This is a genomic window from Arthrobacter sp. CMU6 (genome assembly GCF_059090205.1).
This window is the reverse complement of sequence record NZ_JBNHFL010000012.1, coordinates 72,577-94,783: the sequence shown is the minus strand read 5'-3', so window position 1 is coordinate 94,783 and position 22,207 is coordinate 72,577. Positions and strand designations below refer to the sequence as shown.

Sequence of the window (22,207 nt, the reverse complement as noted above, 5' to 3'; positions counted from 1 at the left end):
GGATCTCCCGCGCGCTGAAATCCACCCGGACCGACGGCCGGCCCCGCTGAAATCCTGCCAGCTTCAAGGTCAGCCAGACTTTCACAACCGATGAACGGAAGACCTGTGGGGGCGGCCACGGCGCATCCCGCACTGTGGAGTGAGAGGCGGATCACATCGGGTCCCGCCGAAGCCAACCGGAAAGAAGGACGATGATGCCTTGCCCGCTGACAGCAACGCTTCCCCCGTATTCGCATGAACTGGACTGGCCCGAGGGCATGGCGCCCTTCAAAGTGGTGGACGACGGTACCCAGGGCGATCCCTACCGCCACTACCAGTGGATGCGCGAGAACGCGCCGGTGCTCCGCGCCCATTCACCCGTATCGGATGTCTGGTTCATCTCCCGGTACGACGACGTCCGCCGGGCCATGCGGGCACCGAAAGTCTTCTCCTCGCAGGTTGTGGACCCGGTTCCGCTGACCTTCCTGACCCTTTTCGACGCCCCCAACCACACCCGGCTCCGCCAGGTGGTGGCGCAGGCCTTCATCCCCAAGGCCATCGCCCGCTTTGAGGACCGGGTACGGGAGAACGCCGAAAAGTACCTGGCACCGATGCTCGCCGCCGGCGGCGGGGACGCAGTGGACGACTACGCAATCCCGCTCAGCATGTCCACCATCAGCGCGCTGCTCGACGTTCCGGCGGAGGACTTCGAGAAGATGAAGTTCTGGTCCGACGAAACCTTCAGCTACTTCGGCCGGCTGGCCCGCAATGCCCAGGGCACCGGCACCGACGAGCAGAGCACCCTCGAGTTCTTCGCGTACCTCAAGGACACCATGGAGCGCCTGTACCGCGAGGAGAGCGACTCCGTCGGCGGACACATCGCCCGCATGTGGAAGGAAGGCCTGCTCAGCGAGAAGGAGGCCAAGGAACTCTGCGCCTTTGTCTTCGTCGCGGGCCATGACACCACCACCATCCTGCTGGCCAACACGTTCCGGATCTTCAGCGAACAGCCGGACCTGCTGGAAAGGATCCGCCTGAATCCGGACGATGCCAACTTCTTCGTCGAGGAACTGGCCCGCTACCGCGGCACCGTCCAGCGGGCCAGCCGGATCACCACGGAGGAGGTGGAGGTTGCCGGTGTGACGATTCCCGCCGGCGCCATCGTCCGCCTGCTGCCCGCCGCAGCCAACCGGGACAGCAGCAAGTATCCCGACGGCGAGCGCTTCGACATTGACCGCAACACCGACGGCCACCTTGGCTTCGGGCACGGGGTCCACAGCTGCCTCGGGGCGCCCCTCGCCAGGCTTGAGGTCCTGGTCACGGTGAAGCTCCTGGCCGAAAAACTCGCATCGCTAACCCTGGATCCGGACAAGCCCATCGAATACGTCCGCGGCAACAACCTGACGAACTCGGGCCCGGAGCACCTCCACGTGCTGCTGGAGGAGACCAATGCGTAGCGGGACAGGCGCAGCAGCAGCGGTACTGACCCAGGACCCGGTATGGGATCCGGTTGTCATCGTCGGTTCGGGCCACTCCGGCGTCGCTGTCGCCGCAGGGCTCCGCACCCGCGGCTGGGAAGGCGGCATTCTGCTCATCGACGCGGAGAACGAACTGCCCTATGAGCGGCCACCGCTCTCCAAGGAACTCTTGAAGGACGGCGCCCCGGACGCCGCAGCCCTGCTCCGCAAGGAGAAGTTCTATGCGGACAAGGGCATCGACCTGCTCTCCGGGGCCACCGCCGAGTCCATCGACAGGGACGGCCGGACAGTGCTGTTGTCCGACGGGACGCAGCAGTCCTACCATCGGCTCGTCATCGCCACAGGCTCGCGGTCGCGGCCCCTCACGGTGCCGCCATGCCGGCGTCAGGTCCCTGCGGACCCGGGACGACGCGCTCCGTCTACGCCAGCGGCGACGTCACGCGCTTCACCAGTCCGATCGACGGCACCAGCCAGCGGCTCGAGTGCATCCAGAACGCGCTTGCCCAGGCGGACCGGGTGGCCGCCCATATCACCGGACAGGCGGCCCCAGAACCGGAAATCCCCTGGTTCTGGACCGTCCAGCACGGTGTCCGGCTGCAGACCGCCGGCGTCCGCCATCCGGACGACCAGGTAATCGTCCGCGGCGAACCCTCTGGCGGCAAATTCTCCGTGCTCTACCTCCGCGACGGCCGGCTCGCCGCCCTCGACACCGTGGCCAACCTGGCCGACTTCCGCACGGCCAAGCGGCTGATCGCGCAGGGAGCCCGCCTCGACCCGCTGCTGGCCGCGGACCCCGCCATCCCGCTCGCCGAAGCCATCTGCGGCAACTCCAACCACACCGCCGCTGGCCTTGCAACAGCCCGATCCTAAGGAAACCGACATGAGCAACACCACAAGCACCAACACCCTGACCGTCGTTGACCGCGAAGGCGCCACCCATGACGTGGAATGGGAGCCGGACCAGAGCATGATGGAGGCCCTCCGGGACAACGACCTGTCCGTGCTGGGATCATGCGGCGGAACCGCCTCCTGTGCCACCTGCCACGTTTTCCTGGAGCAGGAGGTCTTCGAGACCCTGGAGGAACGCAGCGAGGACGAACTCGAACTGCTCGTGGAGGCCGAGGGCTACCGGGAATGCGGCTCGCGGCTCTCCTGCCAGGTGGGCTTCAGCCGGGACCTCAACGGGGTCACCGTGACGCTGGCACCTGAGGAGTAGCCCCCGCCGTTTCGACGGTTCCCTGCCCGCTCGACGCCGCGAAGCATCGAAGCGGCAGGGAACCGTCGAAACGGCGGAGCCGGCAGCAGGGCTACGACGGCGGGTCCGTCACGGTCACCCGCACCGCGCAGGCGTCCGCCGCGGCTTTCTTCAGGACAGCCGCGCGGGGATCGGGAACATCGAGGTAGGCCAGGCGCGGCAGCCCTGCCCAGGGCTTCAGGGCAGGCAGTGCCAGGACCTCGTCGGCCAGGGCGCGGTCACCGCCCGGGAGGATGTACTCGAAGGCCTGGCCGCCAAAAACCAGCCGAGCCTGCTCCGCAACCGCCTCCGCCATCGCGTCCGCCTGGTTGCCGCGGCGCCGGGCGAACCGCTGCTGCGACTGGCCGCCGGCGGCCGTGCGGGACTGCACATACCTGGAACCCGTCTTGGCGGCGAGGATGGTCCCCTCGCTGGCGACGGCCACACCATACCCTCCGCGGCGGACCAGGACCAGGCCCACCGTGCGCGGCTGGGAAGCCAGCGAAGCCAGCCGTTCCACGAGGCCGGATCCCCGCCCCGGCCGGCCGTCGTCGGGCCACGGCGCCACCAGCAGGGCGGTGGCGCCGTCAGCGGCAGCCAGCCGGATGCCGTCGTCGTGGTCCTCGTAGTCAAGGTCACCGTGGCTGGCGGCAAACCGTTCCACCCAGCCGGCCAGCCGCGGGCCGGGGACGAACGCGGTCCTGGTGGACGCCGGGCGTCCCTGCACCGGACGTCCCTGTGTCGGACGGCTGCCTGGCATCGCCGTTCCCTGCTTTCGTGGCCGGATTTTTCCTGCTGAATCTAGAAGTAGCCTATCTATGTGGATGATCTCTTTGGTTCGGCGGCCCAGGACAGCGACGACGGCGACAGCGACGACGCCGCCGATTCGGCCCAGTCCGGGTCCGCCCAGTCCGGGTCCGGCCAGTCCCGTGCAGGACAGTCCCGTTCGGCGCAGTCCCGTTCCACCCCGCCTCGCGGTCCCCTGGCCGTCCGGATGCGCCCCCGAACATTGGACGAGGTGGTGGGCCAGCAGCACTTGCTGGGCCAAGGGTCCCCGCTGCGGCAGCTGGCTGCAGGTGTCGACGCCGCCGGCCCGGCCGGCCCCAGCTCGCTGATCCTCTGGGGCCCGCCCGGCACCGGCAAGACCACGCTGGCGCACGTGATCGCACGCGGGCCCGGGCGCAAATTCGTCGAACTCTCCGCCATCACGTCCGGGGTCAAGGATGTCCGCCGCGTCATGGACGACGCCCTGACCGCCCGTGACCTGTACAAGACCACCACCGTCCTTTTCCTCGATGAGATTCACCGCTTCAACAAGGCACAGCAGGATGCGCTGCTGCCCGGCGTCGAAAAGGGCTGGGTTGTCCTGGTGGCGGCAACCACCGAAAATCCGTCGTTTTCGGTGGTGTCGCCGCTCCTGTCCCGCTCCCTGCTGCTCACGCTCAAGCCGCTGACCGACGCGGACATCGAAGGCCTGCTGGTGCGGGCCGTGAAGGATCCCCGCGGGCTGAACGGCAACGTCCGGCTTAGCGACGAGGCCCTGGAACACCTCGTGCGGCTTTCCGGCGGCGACGCCCGCCGGGCGCTGACCGCGCTGGAAGCCGCTGCCGGCGTCGCGTTCGGTGACGCGGACGACGTCGGAAATGCCGTTGCGGGGGACGGCGGCACCGATGCGGATGGTGCCGTTGATAACGGCGCAGTGAGCATCGGCCCAGGGCAGCAGGTCACCCTTGAACCGGTTACCGTGGAGCTGCGGCACACCGAGCGTGCCCTGGACGCCGCTGCCGTACGCTACGACCGTGCCGGGGACCAGCACTACGACGTGGCCAGTGCGTTCATTAAGTCCATCCGCGGGTCCGACGTGGATGCGGCGCTGCACTACCTCGCGCGGATGCTGGAGGCGGGGGAGGACCCGCGCTTCGTGGCCCGGCGCATCGTGATTTCGGCCGCGGAAGACGTGGGCATGGCTGATCCGACGGCGCTGCAGACGGCCGTGGCCGCGGCGCAGGCTGTGCAGCTCATCGGAATGCCCGAGGGCCGGATCGTGCTCGCCGAGGCGGTGGTCCACCTGGCCACGGCGCCAAAGTCCAACGCTGCCTACATGGGCATCAACAAGGCCATCGCGGACGTGCGGGCGGGCCTCGGCAACGGGATCCCCGCGCACCTGCGCGACGCACACTATCCGGGGTCCAAGCAGCTGGGCCACGGCGTGGGCTACAAGTACGCCCATGACGCCCCGCACTCGGTGGCCGCCCAGCAGTACCCGCCGGACGACCTCGTGGGACGCGACTACTATGAGCCCACCGCCAACGGCGCCGAGCGGGACATCGCCGTCCGGCTTGAACGGCTGCGGAAGATCGTCCGGGGCAAGTGACCGCCGTGGTAGGATGGATGTTTGTCTGGCAAGGCACGGACGCACAATCCACCGAATTTTTAGTTCGACGGAGCTGTGCCCTGTGCCCAGTAGCAAAAGGCAGCGGTTGGCCGATGCTCTCCATCGTGGAGGCCAGTAACACTGACACACCGCAGATATTGGAAGGACACAAGTGGCTAACAACACTCGTGCTCGCCGTCAGGCCCGCCTCTCGCGGTCCCTCGGCATCGCTCTGACCCCCAAGGCCGCCAAGTACATGGAGCGCCGCCCGTACGGCCCCGGTGAGCATGGCCGTGCCCGCAAGAAGCAGGACTCCGACTACGCCGTACGTCTGCGCGAAAAGCAGCGTCTGCGCGCCCAGTACGGCATCCGCGAAGCCCAGATGACCCGTGCCTTCGAAGAAGCACGCCGCACCAAGGGCCTGACCGGTGAAAACCTCATCGAACTGCTCGAGATGCGCCTCGACGCCCTCGTGCTGCGTGCCGGCTTCGCCCGCACCATCGCACAGGCCCGCCAGCTGGTTGTGCACCGCCACATCCTCGTTGACGGCATCCGCGTTGACCGCCCGTCCTTCCGCGTCGGCGAGGGCCAGCTGGTCCACGTTCACAGCCGCAGCGAAACCATGCCTCCGTTCCAGGTTGCAGCAGCCGGCGCCCACCGCGACGTCCTGCCCGCCGTTCCGGCCTACCTGGACGTCAAGCTGGATGCCCTCCAGGCCCGCCTGGTTCGCCGCCCGAAGCGCGCCGAGGTCCCCGTGACCTGCGAAGAGCAGCTCGTCGTCGAATTCTACGCACGCTAAATTCCGGCAGCGTATACAAAGAAGCCCGTGGCAAGCGCCGCGGGCTTCTTTGTATGTAAGGTACTTGGGGGACATTTGCGGCTGCAGCACTTTGGCCGCTGCACGCCCGGTACAGTCCCACGGAGTTTTCAAGGAGATGAACGTCTATGTCTGGTGGCGATATTGCCGGCCTGATCGCGGCCGGGGTATTTGCGCTCCTGGTCCTGTTGCTTGCTGTGCCCATCCTCAAGCTGGGGCGGGTGTTCGACGAGGTGCGGACATCCATCCGCTCCATCAGCGACGGCGCCACCCCACTCATGGACGAGGTCACCGCGACGGTCTCCACCACCAACCAGCAGCTGAAGAAGGTGGACGGCATCGCCTCCAACGTTTCGGATGCCTCGGCCAACATCTCCGCGCTGTCCTCCCTCGTGGCCGCGACCGTCGGTTCGCCGCTGATCAAGGTGGCCGCGTTCAGCTACGGCGTCCGTACCGCGTTTGCCACCCGCAAGAAGCCCGCCACCGGCCGCCGCAGCCGCTAAGCCCACCCGGAGAACTGAAATGAAACGACTTGTCTGGATGGGAATCGGCGTGGCCATCGGGGTCATCGCCTTCCGCAAGGTCACCGAGGCGCAGTCAGCGCTTGGCCCCGAAGGCCTGAACCGGGCCGTGGGCCGGCTCGCCGACGGAGTCTACGACTTCGCCGACGCTGTCCGCGCCGGCATGCGCGAACGGGAAACCGACCTGCGCGCCGCCCTGGGTGTTGAAGCCCAGGACATCGTCCGCCGCTAAACGCGCGAGAATTAAAACCTGCAGTCCCGTCCACCACCGGAACTGCCTCTGAATCAAACTGTCACGCGCCAGCATGCGTGAACCAAGAAGGGTAAGTAATCAGCTCATGAAGTCGCAGGAGATCACAAAGCGCTGGGTCGATTTTTTCGTCAGCAAAGGCCACACGGCGGTTCCCTCCGCATCGCTGGTCTCCAGCGACCCCTCCCTGCTGTTCACGGTTGCCGGCATGGTTCCGTTCATCCCGTACCTGACCGCGCGCGAGGAACCGCCCTACACCCGTGCCACGAGCGTCCAGAAGTGCATCCGCACCGGTGACATTGAGGAAGTGGGCAAGACCGCCCGCCACGGCACCTTCTTCCAGATGTGCGGCAACTTCTCCTTTGGGGATTACTTCAAGGAAGACGCCATCAAGTTCGCGTGGGAGCTGCTGACCACCAACGTTGCCGACGGCGGGTACGGACTTCCGCCGGAGCTGCTGTGGGTGACGGTCTACGAAGAGGACGACGAAGCCGAGGAACTCTGGCTCAAGAACACCGGAGTACCCGCTGAGCGCATCCAGCGCATGGGCAAGTCCGACAACTACTGGTCCACCGGCCAGCCCGGGCCGGCCGGACCCTGCTCGGAGATCTACTACGACCGCGGTCCGGCCTACGGCGCCGAGGGCGGCCCCATCGCGGACGAGAACCGCTACGTGGAGATCTGGAACCTCGTGTTCATGCAGTACCAGATCGACAACGTCCGTTCGAAGGTCGACTTCGACATCATGGGCGAACTGCCCAAGAAGAACATCGACACCGGCCTGGGCATGGAACGTCTTGCCATGATCCTGCAGGACGTCGAGAACATGTACGAGACCGACCAGGTCCGCCCGGTCATCGACATGGCCGCCAAGCTCTCGGGCAAGGAATACACCTCCGCCGAGACCGAGGACGATCCGCACCACACCGATGACGTCCGCATGCGCGTCGTCGCCGACCACATCCGGTCGGCCCTGATGCTCATCGCCGACGGCGTCACGCCCTCCAACGAAGGCCGCGGCTACGTGCTGCGCCGGCTCATCCGCCGCGCGGTCCGCTCCATGCGCCTGCTCGGCGTGGAACAGGCCTGCCTGCCGGAGCTCCTGCCCGCCTCCCGCGACGCCATGAAGGGCGTGTACCCCATCGTGGACACGGACTTCGACCGCATCAGCCGGATCGCCTACGCCGAAGAGAAGGCGTTCCTGCGAACCATCGCCTCCGGCACGGCCCGCCTCGAGGATGCCGTCAACGAATCCAAGGCCGCCGGGCGCCCCCTCTCCGGCGCCGACGCGTTCACGCTGCACGACACCTACGGCTTCCCGATCGACCTGACCCTCGAAATGGCCGAAGAAGCCGGCCTGAAGGTGGACGAGCCCGAGTTCCGCAAGCTGATGCTCGAGCAGCGCCAGCGCGCCCAGGCCGACGCCAAGGGCAAGAAGGGCGGCCACGCCGACCTCAGCGTCTTCCAGGAGCTGCTCGCCGAGGGCGAAACCGTCTTCACCGGCTACACCGACCTCGAAGGTGAATCCCGGGTCCGAGGCATCCTCAGCGGCGGCAGCAAGGTGCCCCAGGCCGCCACCGGCGACGAAATCGAACTCGTGCTCGCCGAGACCCCGTTCTACGCCGAAGCCGGCGGCCAGGCAGCCGACACCGGGCTCATCACCGGCGACGGCTTCGTCGTCGAGGTCCTCGACGTCCAGCGTCCGCTCAAGGGTCTGAGCGTCCACAAGGCCATCGTCCGCGAAGGCGAGATCGCCTCCGACGTGCTGGTCCGGGCTGCGGTGGACCGCGAACGGCGGCACGCGGCCGAACAGGCGCACACCGGGACGCACATCGTGCACGCGGCACTGCACCAGATCCTCGGCCCGCAGGCCACCCAGCGTGGTTCATTCAACAAAGCCGGGTACCTGCGCTTCGACTTCGCCTGGGGCGAGGGGCTCAGCGCCGCCACCAAGTCCGAAATCGAGGAAGTTTCCAACCTCGCCATCCGGAACAACTTCCAGGTGGAAACCAAGGTCATGGGCCTCGCCGAGGCTAAGGCCCTGGGCGCCATGGCGCTGTTCGGCGAGAACTACGGCAGCGAAGTCCGGGTTGTGGAGATCGACGGCGCGTGGTCCCGTGAGCTTTGCGGCGGCACCCACGTGTCCAACACCTCCCTGATCGGCAGCCTGTCCCTGCTCGGCGAGCAGTCCGTCGGATCCGGAAACCGCCGCGTCGAGGCGTTCGTCGGCATGGATGCCTTCCGGCACCTGGCCGCTGAACGGGCCCTGGTGACAGAACTCACCGAAATGCTCAAGGTGCCCTCCGGGCAGCTGGCTGATCGCATCTCCGCCACCCTCACCAAGCTGAAGGCCACGGAAAAGGAGCTTGAGCGGCTCCGGAAGGAGCAGCTCACTGCCGCTGCCGCCCAGCTCGCCGGAACCGCCGTGGACGCCGCCGGCGTCCGGGTCATCGCCCACGACGCCGGCCAGGTCAGCGGTGCCGACGACATCCGCGGTCTCGCCCTGGACCTCCGCAACCGGCTGGGGTCCGAAGCCTCCACGGTTGCCGTGGCCGGCGTCAGCAACGACCGCCCGGTCATCCTGGTGGCCACCAACGAAGCCGCCCGTGAAGCCGGCGTAAAGGCAGGCGCCCTGGTCCGGCTCGCCGCCGGAATCCTCGGCGGCGGCGGCGGCGGCAAGGACGACGTGGCCCAGGGCGGCGGCACCGACGCCTCCAAGGTCAGCGCCGCGCTGACCGCCGTCGTCGATGCCGTCACCAGGCGCTAACCAACCGTGACTTCTTCCGCTGAGCCGCACGTCCACCCCCGGGGCATCAAACTGGGGGTGGACGTGGGGACCGTCCGCGTCGGCGTCGCCATCTGTGACCGGGACGAGATCCTGGCCACACCGCTGAAGACGCTGGAACGCAACGCCAAGAAGAATTCGGACGTCCGGGTCATTGCCGCCCTGGCAGTGGACCGGGGAGCCGTCCAGATTTTCGTCGGCCTGCCACGGACCATGAAGGGCGAGGAACACGCCTCGGCCCGCATGGCCACGGAGTACGCCCAGCTGCTGGCTGACGAACTGGACCGCGCAGGATCCGAGGTCCCGGTACACCTGGTTGACGAGCGGCTCAGCACCGTCACGGCCCACCGTAACCTTCACGAAGCTGGCATGAGCAGCAAAAATCACCGTAAAGTGGTGGATCAGGTTGCGGCTGCAGGAATACTGCAGCACGCCATCGACATGCAAAAAGCCAGGGGAACGGATGTGGGGAGCCGTGTGCGCGCGCTTCCCCGTACGGGGCTGCCCGGACATGCCGCCGCAGACACTGCTGCGCGGCCTGACCCGGAAAAGGAAACACGATCTTCAGAGGATGGACAGCTAAAGTGAGCCCGGTCAATAGTGACGACTCCTCCGGCGGCCCCTTCGCGGACACCGGACGGCCCCTGACACGCAAGGAGATCCGTGCCCGCGAGAAGGCCATCACCGGCGATGCCGTGCCCGAGCAGGCCTACGAGTCCGGCGAAGAGCTGCACGTGGGGGTAGGCGCCGCACAGCGGACCGGGGCATCGGCTTCGGCTGCAGGGGCCGGTCCGGAGAGCCCCCGGACGGCGGCAATAGCCACGCCTCCGGATGCCGTTCCTGCTGCAGAGCCCGTTCCCGCTGCGGAGCCCGTTCCGGCTGCAGAGGTTCCCGACGTTCCGCCGGTTCCGCCAACGATCCACGATCCTGCTGAACATGCGGAGCCCTCCCCGCATGGGGACGCTGCTGCCGAGGTCCACGGCGCCCAGTCTGAGCACGCCCCGCATTTTGCCGAGTTTGCGGACGGCCATGCCGAGCACCACGGTGACGGCCACCACGCTGACATTCACCACGACTCCGTCCCTCACGAGGACGGCCACCATTATGACGTCCACCACGACGCAGCGGCCCACGAAACCTACGGGGAGCATGAGCCTTACGAGCAGCAGGCCGTGGGGCACCAGCTCCTGGGCAGCCCCGAAAGCGCAGCCACGGTGACGCGGCCCTCCAAGAAAGTCCGCCGCCGGCGCCGACTCGTGGCTCTATTGCTCACCCTCGCGCTGTTCGTCACGGCCACCGTCGTCGGCGCGCAGTTCCTGAAACCGCTCCTGGGGAACGATAAGCCGGCCGACTACCCCGGCCCCGGCACCGGGCAGGTCAAGGTATCAGTCGTTCCGGGCGAAGGGCCGGTATCAGTCGCGGCCAAGCTGGAGGACGCGAAGGTGGTGGCCAACGCCGAGACCTTCGTGGCGGCGCTGTCCGCATCCGGCGGAACGCTCTCGCCGGGCGAGTACGACTTCAAGCAGGAGATGAAGAACTCCGACGCAGTCTCTGTGCTCCTCAACGAGGGTCAGGCCAAGGTCATGTACTTCGCCCTCAGCGCCGGCCTGCGGATCGATGAGTCGCTGCAGGCGATCGCGGAGGGCTCGGGTCTGTCCCTGGCCCAGCTGACGTCACTCAGCGATTCGCCCAAGCAGTTCGGGCTGAGCGCCAAGGCGAAGAACCTGGAAGGGTTCCTGTCCCCGGGGGAGTACCGCTTCCCGCTGGGCACCACCGCCAAGGAGATCCTCACCAAGCTGGTGAAGACCACCCAGGATGAACTCAAGGCGCAGGGCGTGACGGACGCGGCCAAGCAGTACGACGTCGTGACCGTTGCCAGCATTGTGCAGGCAGAGGGCGGCCAGGCGGAGTACAAGGACGTGGCAGGCGCCATCTACAACCGCCTGAAGCCCACCAACACGGAGACCAACGGGCTGATCCAGTCGGACGCCACCGTCACCTACGGCCTGGGCAAGAAGACCTTCCACATCGACGAGGCCGAAAAGGCGGACAAGTCCAACCCGTACAACACCTACGCCATCCAGGGCCTGCCAGCGGGGCCAATCGGGTCGCCGGGCAAGACGGCCATAGACGCGGCGGCCAAGCCGAACGACAACGATTACCTGTACTGGGTGACCATCAACCTCGACACCAAGGAGACGAAGTTCTCCAAGACGCTGGCCGAGCACAACGGCTACGTTGAGCAGTACAACGCCTGGTGCGAGGCCAACCCGGGCCGTTGCGTATGAGCCTCCGGGCAGCCGTCCTGGGACACCCCATCAGTCACTCGAAGTCCCCGGCGCTCCACCTTGCCGCCTATGCGCGGCTCGGTGCGGACATCGGCTACAGCGCCATCGACGTGACTGAGGAGTCGCTCTCGGCGTTCATGGACTCCGTCCGTGCCGAGTCCGGCTGGCGGGGACTGTCCGTCACCATGCCGCTGAAGAAGGCCATGGTCGCCGAGGTGGACGAGGTCCGCGGTGTGGCCAAGGTTCTGGGCGTCATCAACACGGTGGTGTTCGAAGGCGCTGGGGATTCCGCGAAGCTCATCGGCTACAACACCGACGTTGCGGGGATCGTCAATGCCCTCCGCAACGCCGGAGCCGGCGACAGCCCCTCGGGCGTCATCCTCGGCGGCGGCGGGACGGCAGCCGCGGCAGTGGCAGCCCTGCAGGAGCTCGGCGCGGTGTCCGTGGACCTGTACGTCCGGAACACTGCCCGGGCTGCAGAAGCCAGGGCGGCGGCCGGTGGGCTCGGCATCGACATCACCGTCCATTCCCTCGTCGGTGCCGTCGAAGCGATGGCCGGTGCCGGCGTCGTAATCTCCACGCTGCCGCCACGGGCGGCCGACGGGATGGTTGCAGAACTCGAAGCGCTGGGGCGGCGCACGGACGGCGTCCTGCTGGACGTTGCCTACGATCCCTGGCCCAGCCAAATCGCCGCGGCCTGGCACGCCGGAGGCGGAACAGTGGTCCCCGGCCTGGAGATGCTGCTCTACCAGGCGGTGGAGCAAGTCCGCCATTTCACCGGACTGGCAGAGGCCGGCAGTGCCGAAGTCATAGATGTGATGTGCGACGCAGTCGGGGCACCCCGGCGGGTGTCCTGACCGCCAGACATGGCAGGATGGTTTTTATGTTGCGTTGGTTGACCGCCGGTGAATCCCATGGCCCGGCACTGGTCGGAATTATTGAAGGCGTGCCCGCGGGTGTTGAACTCACCAGCGGGCAGATCGCCGATGCCCTCGCCCGCCGCCGGCTCGGCTACGGCCGCGGGGCACGGATGAAGTTTGAGCAGGACGTCGTCACGATCCTCGGCGGTGTCCGCCACGGCATCACCCAGGGCGGCCCTGTCGCCATCCAGGTGGGCAACACCGAGTGGCCCAAGTGGGAACAGATCATGTCAGCCGATCCGGTGGACCCCGAGGAGCTCGAGGGGCAGGCCCGCAACGCTCCGCTGACCCGGCCGCGCCCGGGACACGCCGACTTCACCGGCATGCAGAAGTACGGCTTCGACGAGGCCCGTCCCGTGCTTGAGCGCGCCAGCGCCCGCGAGACCGCCACGCGCGTTGCCATGGGCACTGTTGCCGCCCAGTTCCTGAAGCACCTGGGCATTGAGCTGGTCAGCCACACGGTTTCCATCGCCAGCGTGACCGTTCCGGAGGGCCGGCCGCTGCCGGTGCCGGACAACGTGATTGCGCTCGACGCCGATCCGTTGCGCTGCTTCGACCGCGAAACGTCCGACGCCATGGTTGCGGAGGTGGACGCCGCCCACAAGGAAGGCGAAACCCTCGGCGGCGTGGTGGAGGTGCTCGCCTACGGCCTGCCGCCGGGACTCGGCAGCTACGTCCACTGGGACCGCCGCCTTGATTCCCGCCTGGCCGCCGCACTCATGGGCATCCAGGCGATCAAGGGCGTTGAGGTGGGCGACGGTTTCCTCACCGCCGCGCGACGCGGCTCCGCCGCCCACGACGAGATCGTCAAGGACGCTGACGGCAGGATCATCCGCACCAGCAACCGCGCCGGCGGCATCGAGGGCGGCATGAGCATCGGCGACGTCCTGCGCGTCAGGGCTGCCATGAAGCCCATCGCCACCGTGCCGCGCGCCCTGAAGACCATCGACATCAGCACCGGCGAGGCGGCCAAGGCCCACCACCAGCGCTCGGACGTCTGTGCCGTTCCGGCTGCCGGCGTGGTGGCCGAGGCCATGGTTGCGCTGGTCCTGGCCGAGGCCGTGACCGAAAAGTTCGGCGGCGATTCCGTGGCCGAGACCGCCCGCAACATCAAGGGCTACCTCGAGAGCATTCCGGCGTCGCTGGATACGATCGGACTCTAGTGCCCCGGAGCAACACACCCTGCGGTGCAGGGGACCGGCCCATTGTGCTCATTGGGCCCATGGCGGTCGGCAAGTCGGCGATCGGACAGCAGCTGGCGCAACAGCTGGACGCCCCGTTCGTGGACACCGACGCGGTCATCGTGGAGGGCCACGGTTCCATTGCGGACATCTTTGCCAGCCGCGGCGAGCGTGCCTTCCGGGAGATCGAAGCCCGGACGGTTGCCCGCGTCATCGAGGCCGCTGCCGGCACCGCCACCGTGGTTTCCCTGGGCGGCGGGTCGGTCCTGGACTCCGGCACGCAGCAGCTGCTGGAGCGGTGCACGGTGGTCTACCTGGAGTGCGACGCCGATACCGTCGCCGCCCGGATCGCCAAGAACTCCGGCCGGCCGCTGCTGGCCGGTGACGGCATCAGGCGCTGGAAGGCGCTGTTCGCCACACGGAAGCCGGTCTATGAACGCCTCGCGGACATCGTCCTGGACGTCCGGCAGGGAACTGTGCCGCAGCTGGGGCTGAAGCTGGAAGCGGCGCTGTGCGAGTTCGCCGCCGGTAAACCCCACCAAACCACCACCCGCGAGATCAACAAAACCGCGACGACGGCAGCCAACGGAAGCGCTGCCGCGAAACAGGAAGTTGAAAAGTGAGCGAATCAACCGTCATCAAGGTCACCGGCCAGTCGGCCGGGGACAACTACGACGTCGTAGTTGGCCGCGGCCTGCTCGGCACCCTGCCGGGACTGCTGGGGGAGCGCGTCCGCCGCGTCCTCGTCATCCATCCGCGGGCCCTCCGGCTCACCGGCGACACCGTCCGGGATGAACTGGCCGCCGCCGGTTTCACCGCCGTCACCGCGGAAATCCCGGACGCGGAGGAAGGCAAGCACATCCAGGTTGCCGCCTTCTGCTGGCAGGTGCTGGGACAGAACGACTTCACCCGCTCCGACGCCGTGGTCTCCGTCGGCGGCGGCGCTGTCACCGACCTCGCCGGCTTTGTGGCGGCCACCTGGCTGCGCGGCGTGAAGGTCATTCATATGCCCACCAGCCTCCTCGGCATGGTGGACGCCGCCGTGGGCGGAAAAACGGGGATCAACACGGCCGAAGGCAAGAACCTGGTGGGTTCCTTCCACCCGCCGGCTGCCGTCCTCGCGGACCTGGATACTCTGAAGACCCTGCCCCGGAATGAAATCATCTCCGGCATGGCCGAGGTCATTAAGTGCGGCTTCATCGCCGATCCCGCCATACTGGACCTCGTGGAGAAGGATCCCGAGGCCGTGACGGATCCAGGCTCCGACGCCCTGCGTGAACTCATCGAACGCGCCATCGCCGTCAAAGCCCGCGTCGTATCGGAGGACCTCAAGGAATCCGGACTCCGGGAAATCCTGAACTACGGCCACACCCTGGGCCACGCCATCGAACTCGTGGAACGCTACTCCTGGCGGCACGGCGCGGCCGTCTCCGTGGGCATGATGTTCGCGGCCGAGCTGTCCCGCAGCGTGGGCCGGCTCAGCGACGCCGACGCCGACCGGCACCGCAGCATTCTCGAATCCCTCGGGTTGCCCGTCACGTACCGGCGCGACCGCTGGCAGGGGCTCCTGGACGGCATGCGCCGCGACAAAAAGTCCCGCGGCGACCTGCTCCGCTTCGTGGTCCTCGACGGCATCGCCAAGCCGGGGATCCTGGACGTGCCGGATACCTCCCTGCTCTTCGCCGCCTACCAGGAGATTGCTTCCTGATGCGCGACGACCAGGGCGGAACGAGCGAATGGCCCGACGGCGGGTTCCCGGGGATCCGGGTCAACCCCGAATCGCTGCTTCCTGAAATCATCTGCGAAGAGGCGTGTGCCGCCGCACTCGAGGCATCAACCGACCCTGCCGAGCGGGTCCTTGTGCTGCTCGTCGAGGGACGCGCCGCCGACGCAGCCGAAGTGCTGGCAGAGGCCCGCTACAGAGACCCCGAGTCGTTCCGGCTGCGGGTCTATGAAGCGGACGTCCTGCGCGTCTCCCACCGCTATGACCGCGCCGTCGAGCTCTTCCGGCAGCTCCTCACCGAGGCGCACGGCACAGCCAACGAAGCCCTCGCCCACCAGTACCTTGGCCGGGCGTACTTTGCCGCAGGGAACATCGGCGCCGCAGTGGAATCCTTCGCCCGGGCGCTCGATCTCCGGGTGGCGCAGTCCGCCGACGCTTCGCTCATCTACTCCTCAACGGTGGCGCTGCAGCGGGCCCGGGACGTCTTCGAGCTGGCCTCCTGACTGCGGCCGGACCGGTCTTCCGGCCGCACAGCCAGCGGCCCCGAAAAGCGCGCCCGCCTTTTCCGCTAGAATGGATTCTGGATTTTTGATAAATACACGCTGGCGCGCCGTTCGGCATGCCTGCTTGACATAAACAGCTGGCAGCCAGAACCAGTCAGACACAACCAGAGGAAACCAGTGGCAACCACAAACGACATCAAGAACGGCACCGTCCTGAAGCTCGAGGGCCAGCTCTGGAACGTCATCGAGTTCCAGCACGTCAAGCCGGGCAAGGGCGGCGCCTTCGTGCGCACCAAGATGCGCAACGTCATGTCCGGCAAGGTAGTGGACAAGACCTTCAACGCAGGCCTCAAGATCGAGACCGCCACCGTTGACCGCCGCGACTACCAGTACCTGTACCAGGACGGCGCGGACTTCGTCTTCATGGACACCTCGGACTACGACCAGATCACTGTTTCGGGCGCCACCGTGGGCGATGCCACCAACTTCATGCTCGAAAACCAGATGGTCAACATCGCCATCCACGAAGGCACCCCGCTGTACATCGAGCTGCCGCCGAGCGTTGTCCTCGAAATCACGTACACCGAGCCGGGCCTGCAGGGCGACCGCTCCTCCGCCGGCACCAAGCCCGCCACCCTGGAGACGGGCTACGAGATCCAGGTGCCCCTGTTCGTTGAGAACAACACCAAGGTCAAGGTCGACACCCGCGACGGCAGCTACCTGGGCCGGGTCAACGACTAGTGAGCGCCCGCGGTAAAGCCCGCAACAGGGCTCTTGAGGTCCTCTTCGAAGCCGAGCAGCGCTCTGTCTCGGCCTTCGACGTGCTGCGTGCGCGCCGCGAGAGGACCGACCAGATCGTCAATCCGTACACCCTCGAGATCGTCGAGGGCGTGGTGTCGATGCAGTCCACCATCGACGAATTCCTCGAGACCTACTCGCAGGGCTGGACCCTGGAGCGCATGCCGTCCGTAGACCGCATTATCCTGCGGATCGGCACCTGGGAGCTGCTCTACAACGACGACGTCCCCGACGGCGTCGCCGTCAGCGAAGCTGTCGCTTTGGCCAAGACGCTCTCCACCGATGAGTCGCCGTCGTTCATCAACGGCCTCCTGGGGCGCCTTCAGCAGCTGAAGCCGTCCCTGCTCGCCTGAGCTGAGTCATGCGCAGAAAGCCCCTGCCGGGTTGCCGGCAGGGGCTTTCTGCGTTAACGCCGCTCTGTTGTAAGGCCGCCTACCGCTGGACGGCAGCCCGCAGCGCGGTCAGGTGGCGCAACTGTTGAACCTCGTCCTGCTGGTGCAGCGGCACATCCCTGCCGCTGAGGATCCGCTGCCGGGCGAAGGCCAGGCGCGTCGCGGCCTTGACGAACTCCTTCATCTCGTGGCCCCGGTTGTACTGCCCCGCCCAGCGCACGGCCTGCCGGCGGCCCCCGGGAGTGGACAGCAGCTCCACCTCGGCCGGCGCGAACCAACCCGCTGCGGCGTACTCCTGGAGGCGCTGCCGGGTGAGGCGTGTCTCCGCAACCCGCAGCACCACGATGCACACCACGGCCAGCAGGAAGATGGGAACCTGCACCAGCACGTACTGGGCCAGGAAGTCCTGTCCCATGCTGTTCCACCTGTTGTGCAGCACCATGGCGGGAACGAGGCCGACGAAGAACGCGAGCACCGAAAGACCGGCCTGCCCGCGCCGCGCGGCCAGGCCCATGATCAGTCCGGTGGTTCCGGTGAAGATGGCGTGCGCGAACGGCGACATCACCCCGCGCAGGAAGAAGACCTGGACAAGGTCGCTGCCGGGAGTGCTGGACTCGGCGATCGCCCGGCCGAAGTAGAGGATGTTCTCAGTGAAGGCGAAGCCGCCCGCGATGGTGAAGGCAAACACCACACCGTCGACCGGGCCGTCAAAGTTGCGGCGGGCGAACAGGAGGAGCAGCAGCAGGCCCAGGGACTTCGCGAATTCCTCCACCACCGGGGCCTGCACGGTGGTCATGAAATCGCGGAAGGCCACCTCATCAGTGACGGGGGCCGCGAGGGCGAAGACCGGCTGGATGAGCAGCGTCACGGCGATGGACACAGCTGCGCCCCAGGTGAAGGCAAACAGCAGCAGCCGCTTGGGCTCGGGTTCCCACCGGTCAATGACGGCCACGGCGGACAGGACCGCCGCCAGCGGGATCAGGGACGCCACAAACCCGATGACGAAACCGGTGACGCCGGTGCTGGCCAGGAGGAACGGCACCACAAGGAACAGGCTGACGAAGGCCAGTATCCCGCCGCCCACGACGAGCCCCAGGGTCCCTGCCCCCGGGCGGGCGGCCACGGTGGACGCGGCCTCCGGGATGACCTGGTGCACCGCGCCGCCGCTGTGCCCCGGAGCCGGCCGGTAGTTCTGCGGCTGGACGTGGCCCATCCAGCTGGGATTGGCGGGCTGGTCCTGGAACTGCCGCCCGGGATCGCCGGGACGGTTCCAGGCTGAGTGGTGCCGGCCAGGGCCGGACGGCGGCTGCTGCGGGTTCATCGACATAGACACGAGCCTATGTGCCGCAGTGTGGGCAGCAAAGGAACACCCGCACGGTGTGACGGACGACGCCTTCTGGCGGGGCGGGGCGCGGGCGCCCGTATGGTAATTTTGGAAGGCAAATGTTCCTTTTTTAATTCCGTCCCGTGAGGCGGGGAAAGGGGAGACGAGCGATGACTCCTGTCACGCAGGCACCGGTTCCGGCCAGGGTTGTTCTCAACCAGGCGGACATTGACCGCGCCCTCACTCGTATCGCCCACGAAATCCTCGAGGCCAACAAGGGCTCCCAGGACCTGGTGCTGCTGGGCATTCCCCGCCGCGGCTACCCGCTTGCAGTCCGGCTCGCCGAGAAAATCGCCGCCGCCGACCCCGCCGTGGACGCTGCCGCCATCGTCGGCCAACTGGACGTCACCATGTTCCGGGACGATCTTTCCCACCAGCCCACAAGGCCGCCGCACCACACACGGCTGCCGCTGACCGGCATCGACAACAAAGTGGTTGTGCTGATCGACGACGTCCTGTACTCGGGCCGGACCATCCGTGCCGCACTGGACGCGCTCGTGGATCTCGGCCGGCCGCGCATCGTCCGCCTGGCTGTCCTGATTGACCGTGGCCACCGCGAACTTCCCATCCGCGCGGACCACGTGGGCAAGAACCTGCCCACGTCCTCCGCCGAGAAGGTCCGGGTCCGGCTCGAGGAGACCGATGCCGTCGACGGCCAGGCAGTCAATGAAGTGGTAATCGAGGGCGGCGCATGAAGCACCTGCTCTCCACCGAAGACCTCAGCCTTGCCAACGCCGTCCGCATCCTCGACACCGCCGAAGAGATGTCCACCGTGGGGGAGCGCGAGGTCAAGAAGCTTCCCGCCCTGCGCGGCCGCACCGTGGTGAACCTCTTCTTCGAGGACTCCACCAGGACCCGCATTTCCTTCGAGGCCGCAGCCAAGCGGCTCTCGGCGGACGTCATCAACTTCGCCGCCAAGGGCTCGTCGGTCTCCAAGGGCGAATCACTCAAGGACACCGCCCAGACGCTGGCGGCCATGGGTGCTGACGCCGTCGTAATCCGCCACTGGGCCTCCGGTGCCCCGCACCGGCTGGCGGCCACCGACTGGATTGACGCCGCAGTCATCAACGCCGGCGACGGCACCCACGAACACCCCACCCAGGCGCTGCTGGACGCCTTCACCATGCGGCGGCACTGGACCAAGCTCTCCGGCCTGCCCTCCACTGGGGCAGACCTGCGCGGCATGCGCGTCGCCATCGCCGGCGACGTCCTGCACTCCCGCGTGGCGCGGTCCAACGTCTGGCTGCTGCGCACCCTCGGCGCCGACGTGACCCTGGTGGCGCCGCCCACACTGCTGCCCATCGGCGTCGAACGCTGGCCCTGCAGCATCAGCTACGACATGGACGAGACCCTGGAAAAGGGCGTCGACGCCGTGATGATGCTCCGCGTCCAGGGTGAGCGGATGAACGCCTCGTTCTTCCCCTCCACCCGCGAGTACTCCCGCCGGTGGGGGTTCGACGACAACAGGCTCCGGGCGCTGGACAGCCTGGGCCTGAAGGACACCATTATCATGCACCCCGGACCCATGAACCGGGGCCTGGAAATTTCCGCGGCTGCCGCCGACTCGCCCCGTTCCACCGTGCTCGCACAGGTCAAGAACGGCGTGTCGATCCGCATGGCCGCCCTGTACCTGCTGCTCTCCGGGGATACCCGTGAACCAGCCGCCACCCTGAAGGAGAGCAACTGATGGCTGAAGAAACCACGTACCTTATCCGGGGCGCCGCGATCCTGGGCGGCGACCGCGAGGACCTGCTGATCCGCGACGGCGTGATCACCGCCAGGGGCACCGACCTGTCAGAGGCAGGCACGGCGGACGGAGCCACCGTGATCGACGCCGACGGCCTCGTCGCCCTGCCGGGCATGGTGGACGTCCACACCCACCTCCGTGAACCGGGCCGCGAAGACGCCGAAACGGTGGAAACCGGCACGCGCGCCGCAGCGCTCGGCGGCTTCACCGCCGTGCACGCCATGGCCAACAGCACCCCGGTGGCGGACACGGCCGGTGTGGTGGAACAGGTCTACAGCCTGGGCCGGTCCGCCGGCTGGGTGGACGTCCGCCCGGTGGGTGCCGTCACCGTGGGACTGGCCGGCGAACAGCTCGCCGAGCTCGGCGCGATGGCCGATTCCCGCGCTCGGGTGCGCATGTTCTCCGACGACGGCATCTGCGTCCACGATCCCGTCCTGATGCGCCGCGCGCTCGAGTACGTCAAGGCGTTCGACGGCGTCGTGGCCCAGCACGCGCAGGAACCGCGCCTCACCGCCGGTGCCCAGATGAACGAAGGCGAAGTGTCCGCTGTCCTCGGCCTGACCGGCTGGCCGGCAGTGGCCGAGGAAAGCATCATCGCCCGCGACGTCCTGCTGGCCCAGCACGTGGGCTCCCGGCTCCACGTCTGCCACGTGTCCACCGCGGGTTCGGTGGAGATCATCCGTTGGGCCAAGGGCCGCGGCATCAACGTCACCGCCGAAGTGACGCCGCACCACCTGCTGCTCACTGATGACCTGGTCCGCAGCTACGATCCCGTCTACAAGGTCAACCCGCCGCTGCGCACCAACGACGACGTCCAGGCCCTGCGCGCCGCCCTCGCCGACGGCACCATCGACGTCGTCGGCACCGACCACGCCCCGCACCCGAGCGAGCACAAGGAGTGCGAGTGGGCGCAGGCCGCCATGGGCATGACGGGGCTGGAAACCGCCCTGTCCGTGGTCCAGCACGCCATGATCGAGACCGGCCTCATGACCTGGGCGGACTTCGCCCGGGTCACCTCCACGGCGCCGGCCGGCATCGGACGGCTCACGGACCAGGGCCGGCCGCTCGAAAAGGGCGAATCCGCCAACATCGTCCTCGTGGACCCGGCCGCGCGCTGGACCGTGGATCCCTCCGCGATGGCAACCATGGGACGCAACTCGCCGTTCCGCGGCATGGAACTTCCCGGCAAGGTGGTGGCCACGTTCTTCAAGGGCCACCCCACGGTCCTGGACGGCAAGCTCAACACGCCTTACCGCTACCCCACGGAAGCGCCGGTTGCCGGCGCAGCAGGTGCCAACTGATGGAAAAAGTCCTCCCCGGACTTGCGATGCTGGCGGTCGTCGCCGTCGTTTTTGTCCTCATCTGGATCGGCTGGCGCAACCGGCTGCGGCGGCAGTCGGACATCGAGCAGCTGCCGGCGGTTCCCGCCGGGCTGGGCGAGCCGCTGCTCTCGGCGGACGGGCAGTACGTGGCCTCCACCACCGCGGGGGACTGGCTGGACAGGATCGCCGTGCACGGCCTCGGCATCCGCACCAACGCGGAGCTCTCCATCCATCCGGAGGGGGTGCTCCTGGACCGCTCCGGCGCGCAGCCGCTGTTCATCCCCGCCGCTTCGCTGGCCGGCGTCCGGCAGGACAGCGGCATGGCCGGTAAATTCGTGGAAAAGGACGGGCTGCTGATCCTCAGCTGGACGCTCGGAACCCACGCCCTGGACACCGGCTTCCGCACCCGCCGCGCCGCGGACAAGCCGGCCGTCCTCCACCAACTTCAGGAAATGATCTCCCCAGGCCCCCAGGCAGGTGCCCATAGTGGAAAGTAATAAAGTGACGGAAA

The 22,207-nt window shown here is 67.5% G+C and carries 23 protein-coding genes and 1 pseudogene; 22 read left to right on the top strand and 2 right to left on the bottom strand.

What is annotated here, in order from left to right; genetic code table 11:
- Positions 1 to 191 precede the first annotated feature (191 nt).
- From AC5RWD_RS10575 to AC5RWD_RS10560, 4 genes and pseudogenes are all read left to right on the top strand, one after another.
- Positions 192 to 1,436: a cytochrome P450 gene (locus AC5RWD_RS10575; RefSeq protein ID WP_494019950.1), complete on the top strand. Its 1,245-nt coding sequence runs from the start codon at positions 192 to 194 to the stop codon at positions 1,434 to 1,436.
- Positions 1,429 to 1,818: pseudogene (locus tag AC5RWD_RS10570) on the top strand (FAD-dependent oxidoreductase); the annotation flags it as partial. The gene AC5RWD_RS10575 and the pseudogene AC5RWD_RS10570, both read left to right, overlap by 8 nt.
- A gap of 14 nt (positions 1,819 to 1,832) precedes the next feature.
- Complete coding sequence (locus AC5RWD_RS10565) at positions 1,833 to 2,327, top strand: oxidoreductase C-terminal domain-containing protein (protein WP_494019949.1); 495 nt, start codon at positions 1,833 to 1,835, stop codon at positions 2,325 to 2,327.
- 10 nt (positions 2,328 to 2,337) lie between these two features.
- The gene (locus tag AC5RWD_RS10560) at positions 2,338 to 2,673 is read left to right on the top strand and encodes a 2Fe-2S iron-sulfur cluster-binding protein (RefSeq protein WP_494019948.1); all 336 of its coding nucleotides are present in this window, start codon (positions 2,338 to 2,340) and stop codon (positions 2,671 to 2,673) included.
- 91 nt (positions 2,674 to 2,764) lie between these two features.
- Here the strand turns inward: AC5RWD_RS10560 and AC5RWD_RS10555 are convergent, their stop codons facing one another.
- A complete protein-coding gene (locus AC5RWD_RS10555; protein WP_494019947.1) occupies positions 2,765 to 3,451 on the bottom strand; it encodes an acVLRF1 family peptidyl-tRNA hydrolase in 687 nt (228 codons plus the stop codon).
- Between the two features lie 60 nt (positions 3,452 to 3,511).
- Here AC5RWD_RS10555 and AC5RWD_RS10550 point away from each other — a divergent pair, with 60 nt between their 5' ends.
- From AC5RWD_RS10550 to nusB, 14 genes are all read left to right on the top strand, one after another.
- Complete coding sequence (locus tag AC5RWD_RS10550) at positions 3,512 to 5,065, top strand: replication-associated recombination protein A (RefSeq protein ID WP_494019946.1); 1,554 nt, start codon at positions 3,512 to 3,514, stop codon at positions 5,063 to 5,065.
- Between the two features lie 172 nt (positions 5,066 to 5,237).
- Entirely contained in the window at positions 5,238 to 5,864 is a 627-nt protein-coding gene (rpsD, locus tag AC5RWD_RS10545; protein ID WP_377952103.1) for a 30S ribosomal protein S4, read from the top strand.
- Between the two features lie 146 nt (positions 5,865 to 6,010).
- Positions 6,011 to 6,385 carry a DUF948 domain-containing protein gene (locus AC5RWD_RS10540; RefSeq protein ID WP_307103150.1) on the top strand — a complete coding sequence of 125 codons (375 nt, stop codon included), beginning with the start codon at positions 6,011 to 6,013 and terminating at the stop codon, positions 6,383 to 6,385.
- A 19-nt stretch (positions 6,386 to 6,404) separates the two neighbouring features.
- A complete protein-coding gene (locus AC5RWD_RS10535; RefSeq protein WP_494019945.1) occupies positions 6,405 to 6,635 on the top strand; it encodes a DUF6167 family protein in 231 nt (76 codons plus the stop codon).
- 106 nt (positions 6,636 to 6,741) lie between these two features.
- Positions 6,742 to 9,420 carry an alanine--tRNA ligase gene (alaS, locus tag AC5RWD_RS10530; RefSeq protein ID WP_494019944.1) on the top strand — a complete coding sequence of 893 codons (2,679 nt, stop codon included), beginning with the start codon at positions 6,742 to 6,744 and terminating at the stop codon, positions 9,418 to 9,420.
- A 6-nt stretch (positions 9,421 to 9,426) separates the two neighbouring features.
- Positions 9,427 to 10,026 carry a Holliday junction resolvase RuvX gene (gene ruvX / locus AC5RWD_RS10525; RefSeq protein ID WP_494019943.1) on the top strand — a complete coding sequence of 200 codons (600 nt, stop codon included), beginning with the start codon at positions 9,427 to 9,429 and terminating at the stop codon, positions 10,024 to 10,026.
- Positions 10,023 to 11,726 carry an endolytic transglycosylase MltG gene (gene mltG, locus AC5RWD_RS10520; protein WP_494019942.1) on the top strand — a complete coding sequence of 568 codons (1,704 nt, stop codon included), beginning with the start codon at positions 10,023 to 10,025 and terminating at the stop codon, positions 11,724 to 11,726. Before ruvX ends, mltG begins: the two co-directional genes overlap by 4 nt.
- Positions 11,723 to 12,583 carry a shikimate dehydrogenase gene (locus AC5RWD_RS10515; RefSeq protein ID WP_494019941.1) on the top strand — a complete coding sequence of 287 codons (861 nt, stop codon included), beginning with the start codon at positions 11,723 to 11,725 and terminating at the stop codon, positions 12,581 to 12,583. The genes mltG and AC5RWD_RS10515 overlap by 4 nt, the downstream gene beginning before the upstream one ends.
- A gap of 26 nt (positions 12,584 to 12,609) precedes the next feature.
- Complete coding sequence (gene aroC, locus AC5RWD_RS10510; protein WP_306923873.1) at positions 12,610 to 13,809, top strand: chorismate synthase; 1,200 nt, start codon at positions 12,610 to 12,612, stop codon at positions 13,807 to 13,809.
- On the top strand, positions 13,809 to 14,450 hold the full coding sequence (locus tag AC5RWD_RS10505) for a shikimate kinase (protein WP_494019940.1): 642 nt from the start codon (positions 13,809 to 13,811) through the stop codon (positions 14,448 to 14,450). Before aroC ends, AC5RWD_RS10505 begins: the two co-directional genes overlap by 1 nt.
- Positions 14,447 to 15,535, top strand: coding sequence for a 3-dehydroquinate synthase (aroB, locus tag AC5RWD_RS10500; protein WP_494019939.1), 1,089 nt, complete (start codon positions 14,447 to 14,449; stop codon positions 15,533 to 15,535). Before AC5RWD_RS10505 ends, aroB begins: the two co-directional genes overlap by 4 nt.
- A complete protein-coding gene (locus AC5RWD_RS10495; protein ID WP_494019938.1) occupies positions 15,535 to 16,053 on the top strand; it encodes a tetratricopeptide repeat protein in 519 nt (172 codons plus the stop codon). The genes aroB and AC5RWD_RS10495 overlap by 1 nt, the downstream gene beginning before the upstream one ends.
- A gap of 177 nt (positions 16,054 to 16,230) precedes the next feature.
- Positions 16,231 to 16,794, top strand: coding sequence for an elongation factor P (gene efp / locus AC5RWD_RS10490; RefSeq protein WP_003800749.1), 564 nt, complete (start codon positions 16,231 to 16,233; stop codon positions 16,792 to 16,794).
- Positions 16,794 to 17,204 carry a transcription antitermination factor NusB gene (gene nusB / locus AC5RWD_RS10485; RefSeq protein WP_076802758.1) on the top strand — a complete coding sequence of 137 codons (411 nt, stop codon included), beginning with the start codon at positions 16,794 to 16,796 and terminating at the stop codon, positions 17,202 to 17,204. Before efp ends, nusB begins: the two co-directional genes overlap by 1 nt.
- 79 nt (positions 17,205 to 17,283) lie before the next feature.
- Here the strand turns inward: nusB and AC5RWD_RS10480 are convergent, their stop codons facing one another.
- Entirely contained in the window at positions 17,284 to 18,570 is a 1,287-nt protein-coding gene (locus AC5RWD_RS10480) for a PrsW family intramembrane metalloprotease (RefSeq protein ID WP_494019937.1), read from the bottom strand.
- Between the two features lie 167 nt (positions 18,571 to 18,737).
- On the opposite strand from AC5RWD_RS10480, the gene pyrR reads away from it, so the two are divergent.
- Genes pyrR through AC5RWD_RS10460 form a run of 4 tightly spaced genes read left to right on the top strand, consistent with a single transcriptional unit; the run spans position 18,738 to position 22,193 of the window.
- Complete coding sequence (pyrR, locus tag AC5RWD_RS10475) at positions 18,738 to 19,322, top strand: bifunctional pyr operon transcriptional regulator/uracil phosphoribosyltransferase PyrR (protein ID WP_494019936.1); 585 nt, start codon at positions 18,738 to 18,740, stop codon at positions 19,320 to 19,322.
- On the top strand, positions 19,319 to 20,314 hold the full coding sequence (locus AC5RWD_RS10470) for an aspartate carbamoyltransferase catalytic subunit (protein WP_494019935.1): 996 nt from the start codon (positions 19,319 to 19,321) through the stop codon (positions 20,312 to 20,314). The genes pyrR and AC5RWD_RS10470 overlap by 4 nt, the downstream gene beginning before the upstream one ends.
- The gene (locus AC5RWD_RS10465; RefSeq protein ID WP_494019934.1) at positions 20,314 to 21,675 is read left to right on the top strand and encodes a dihydroorotase; all 1,362 of its coding nucleotides are present in this window, start codon (positions 20,314 to 20,316) and stop codon (positions 21,673 to 21,675) included. Before AC5RWD_RS10470 ends, AC5RWD_RS10465 begins: the two co-directional genes overlap by 1 nt.
- Positions 21,675 to 22,193 carry a PH-like domain-containing protein gene (locus AC5RWD_RS10460; RefSeq protein ID WP_494019933.1) on the top strand — a complete coding sequence of 173 codons (519 nt, stop codon included), beginning with the start codon at positions 21,675 to 21,677 and terminating at the stop codon, positions 22,191 to 22,193. The genes AC5RWD_RS10465 and AC5RWD_RS10460 overlap by 1 nt, the downstream gene beginning before the upstream one ends.
- The last annotated feature ends 14 nt before the right edge of the window (positions 22,194 to 22,207 follow it).

Bases quoted from the DNA above. Each gene is read 5' to 3' on its own strand.
- AC5RWD_RS10575 (WP_494019950.1), top strand. From the start codon at position 192: ATGATGCCTTGCCCGCTGACAGCAACGCTTCCCCCGTATTCGCATGAA.
- AC5RWD_RS10565 (WP_494019949.1), top strand. From the start codon at position 1,833: ATGCCGGCGTCAGGTCCCTGCGGACCCGGGACGACGCGCTCCGTCTAC.
- AC5RWD_RS10560 (WP_494019948.1), top strand. From the start codon at position 2,338: ATGAGCAACACCACAAGCACCAACACCCTGACCGTCGTTGACCGCGAA.
- AC5RWD_RS10555 (WP_494019947.1), bottom strand. From the start codon at position 3,451: ATGCCAGGCAGCCGTCCGACACAGGGACGTCCGGTGCAGGGACGCCCG.
- AC5RWD_RS10540 (WP_307103150.1), top strand. From the start codon at position 6,011: ATGTCTGGTGGCGATATTGCCGGCCTGATCGCGGCCGGGGTATTTGCG.
- AC5RWD_RS10535 (WP_494019945.1), top strand. From the start codon at position 6,405: ATGAAACGACTTGTCTGGATGGGAATCGGCGTGGCCATCGGGGTCATC.
- alaS (WP_494019944.1), top strand. From the start codon at position 6,742: ATGAAGTCGCAGGAGATCACAAAGCGCTGGGTCGATTTTTTCGTCAGC.
- AC5RWD_RS10515 (WP_494019941.1), top strand. From the start codon at position 11,723: ATGAGCCTCCGGGCAGCCGTCCTGGGACACCCCATCAGTCACTCGAAG.
- aroC (WP_306923873.1), top strand. From the start codon at position 12,610: ATGTTGCGTTGGTTGACCGCCGGTGAATCCCATGGCCCGGCACTGGTC.
- AC5RWD_RS10495 (WP_494019938.1), top strand. From the start codon at position 15,535: ATGCGCGACGACCAGGGCGGAACGAGCGAATGGCCCGACGGCGGGTTC.
- AC5RWD_RS10480 (WP_494019937.1), bottom strand. From the start codon at position 18,570: ATGTCGATGAACCCGCAGCAGCCGCCGTCCGGCCCTGGCCGGCACCAC.
- pyrR (WP_494019936.1), top strand. From the start codon at position 18,738: ATGACTCCTGTCACGCAGGCACCGGTTCCGGCCAGGGTTGTTCTCAAC.
- AC5RWD_RS10470 (WP_494019935.1), top strand. From the start codon at position 19,319: ATGAAGCACCTGCTCTCCACCGAAGACCTCAGCCTTGCCAACGCCGTC.
- AC5RWD_RS10465 (WP_494019934.1), top strand. From the start codon at position 20,314: ATGGCTGAAGAAACCACGTACCTTATCCGGGGCGCCGCGATCCTGGGC.
- AC5RWD_RS10460 (WP_494019933.1), top strand. From the start codon at position 21,675: ATGGAAAAAGTCCTCCCCGGACTTGCGATGCTGGCGGTCGTCGCCGTC.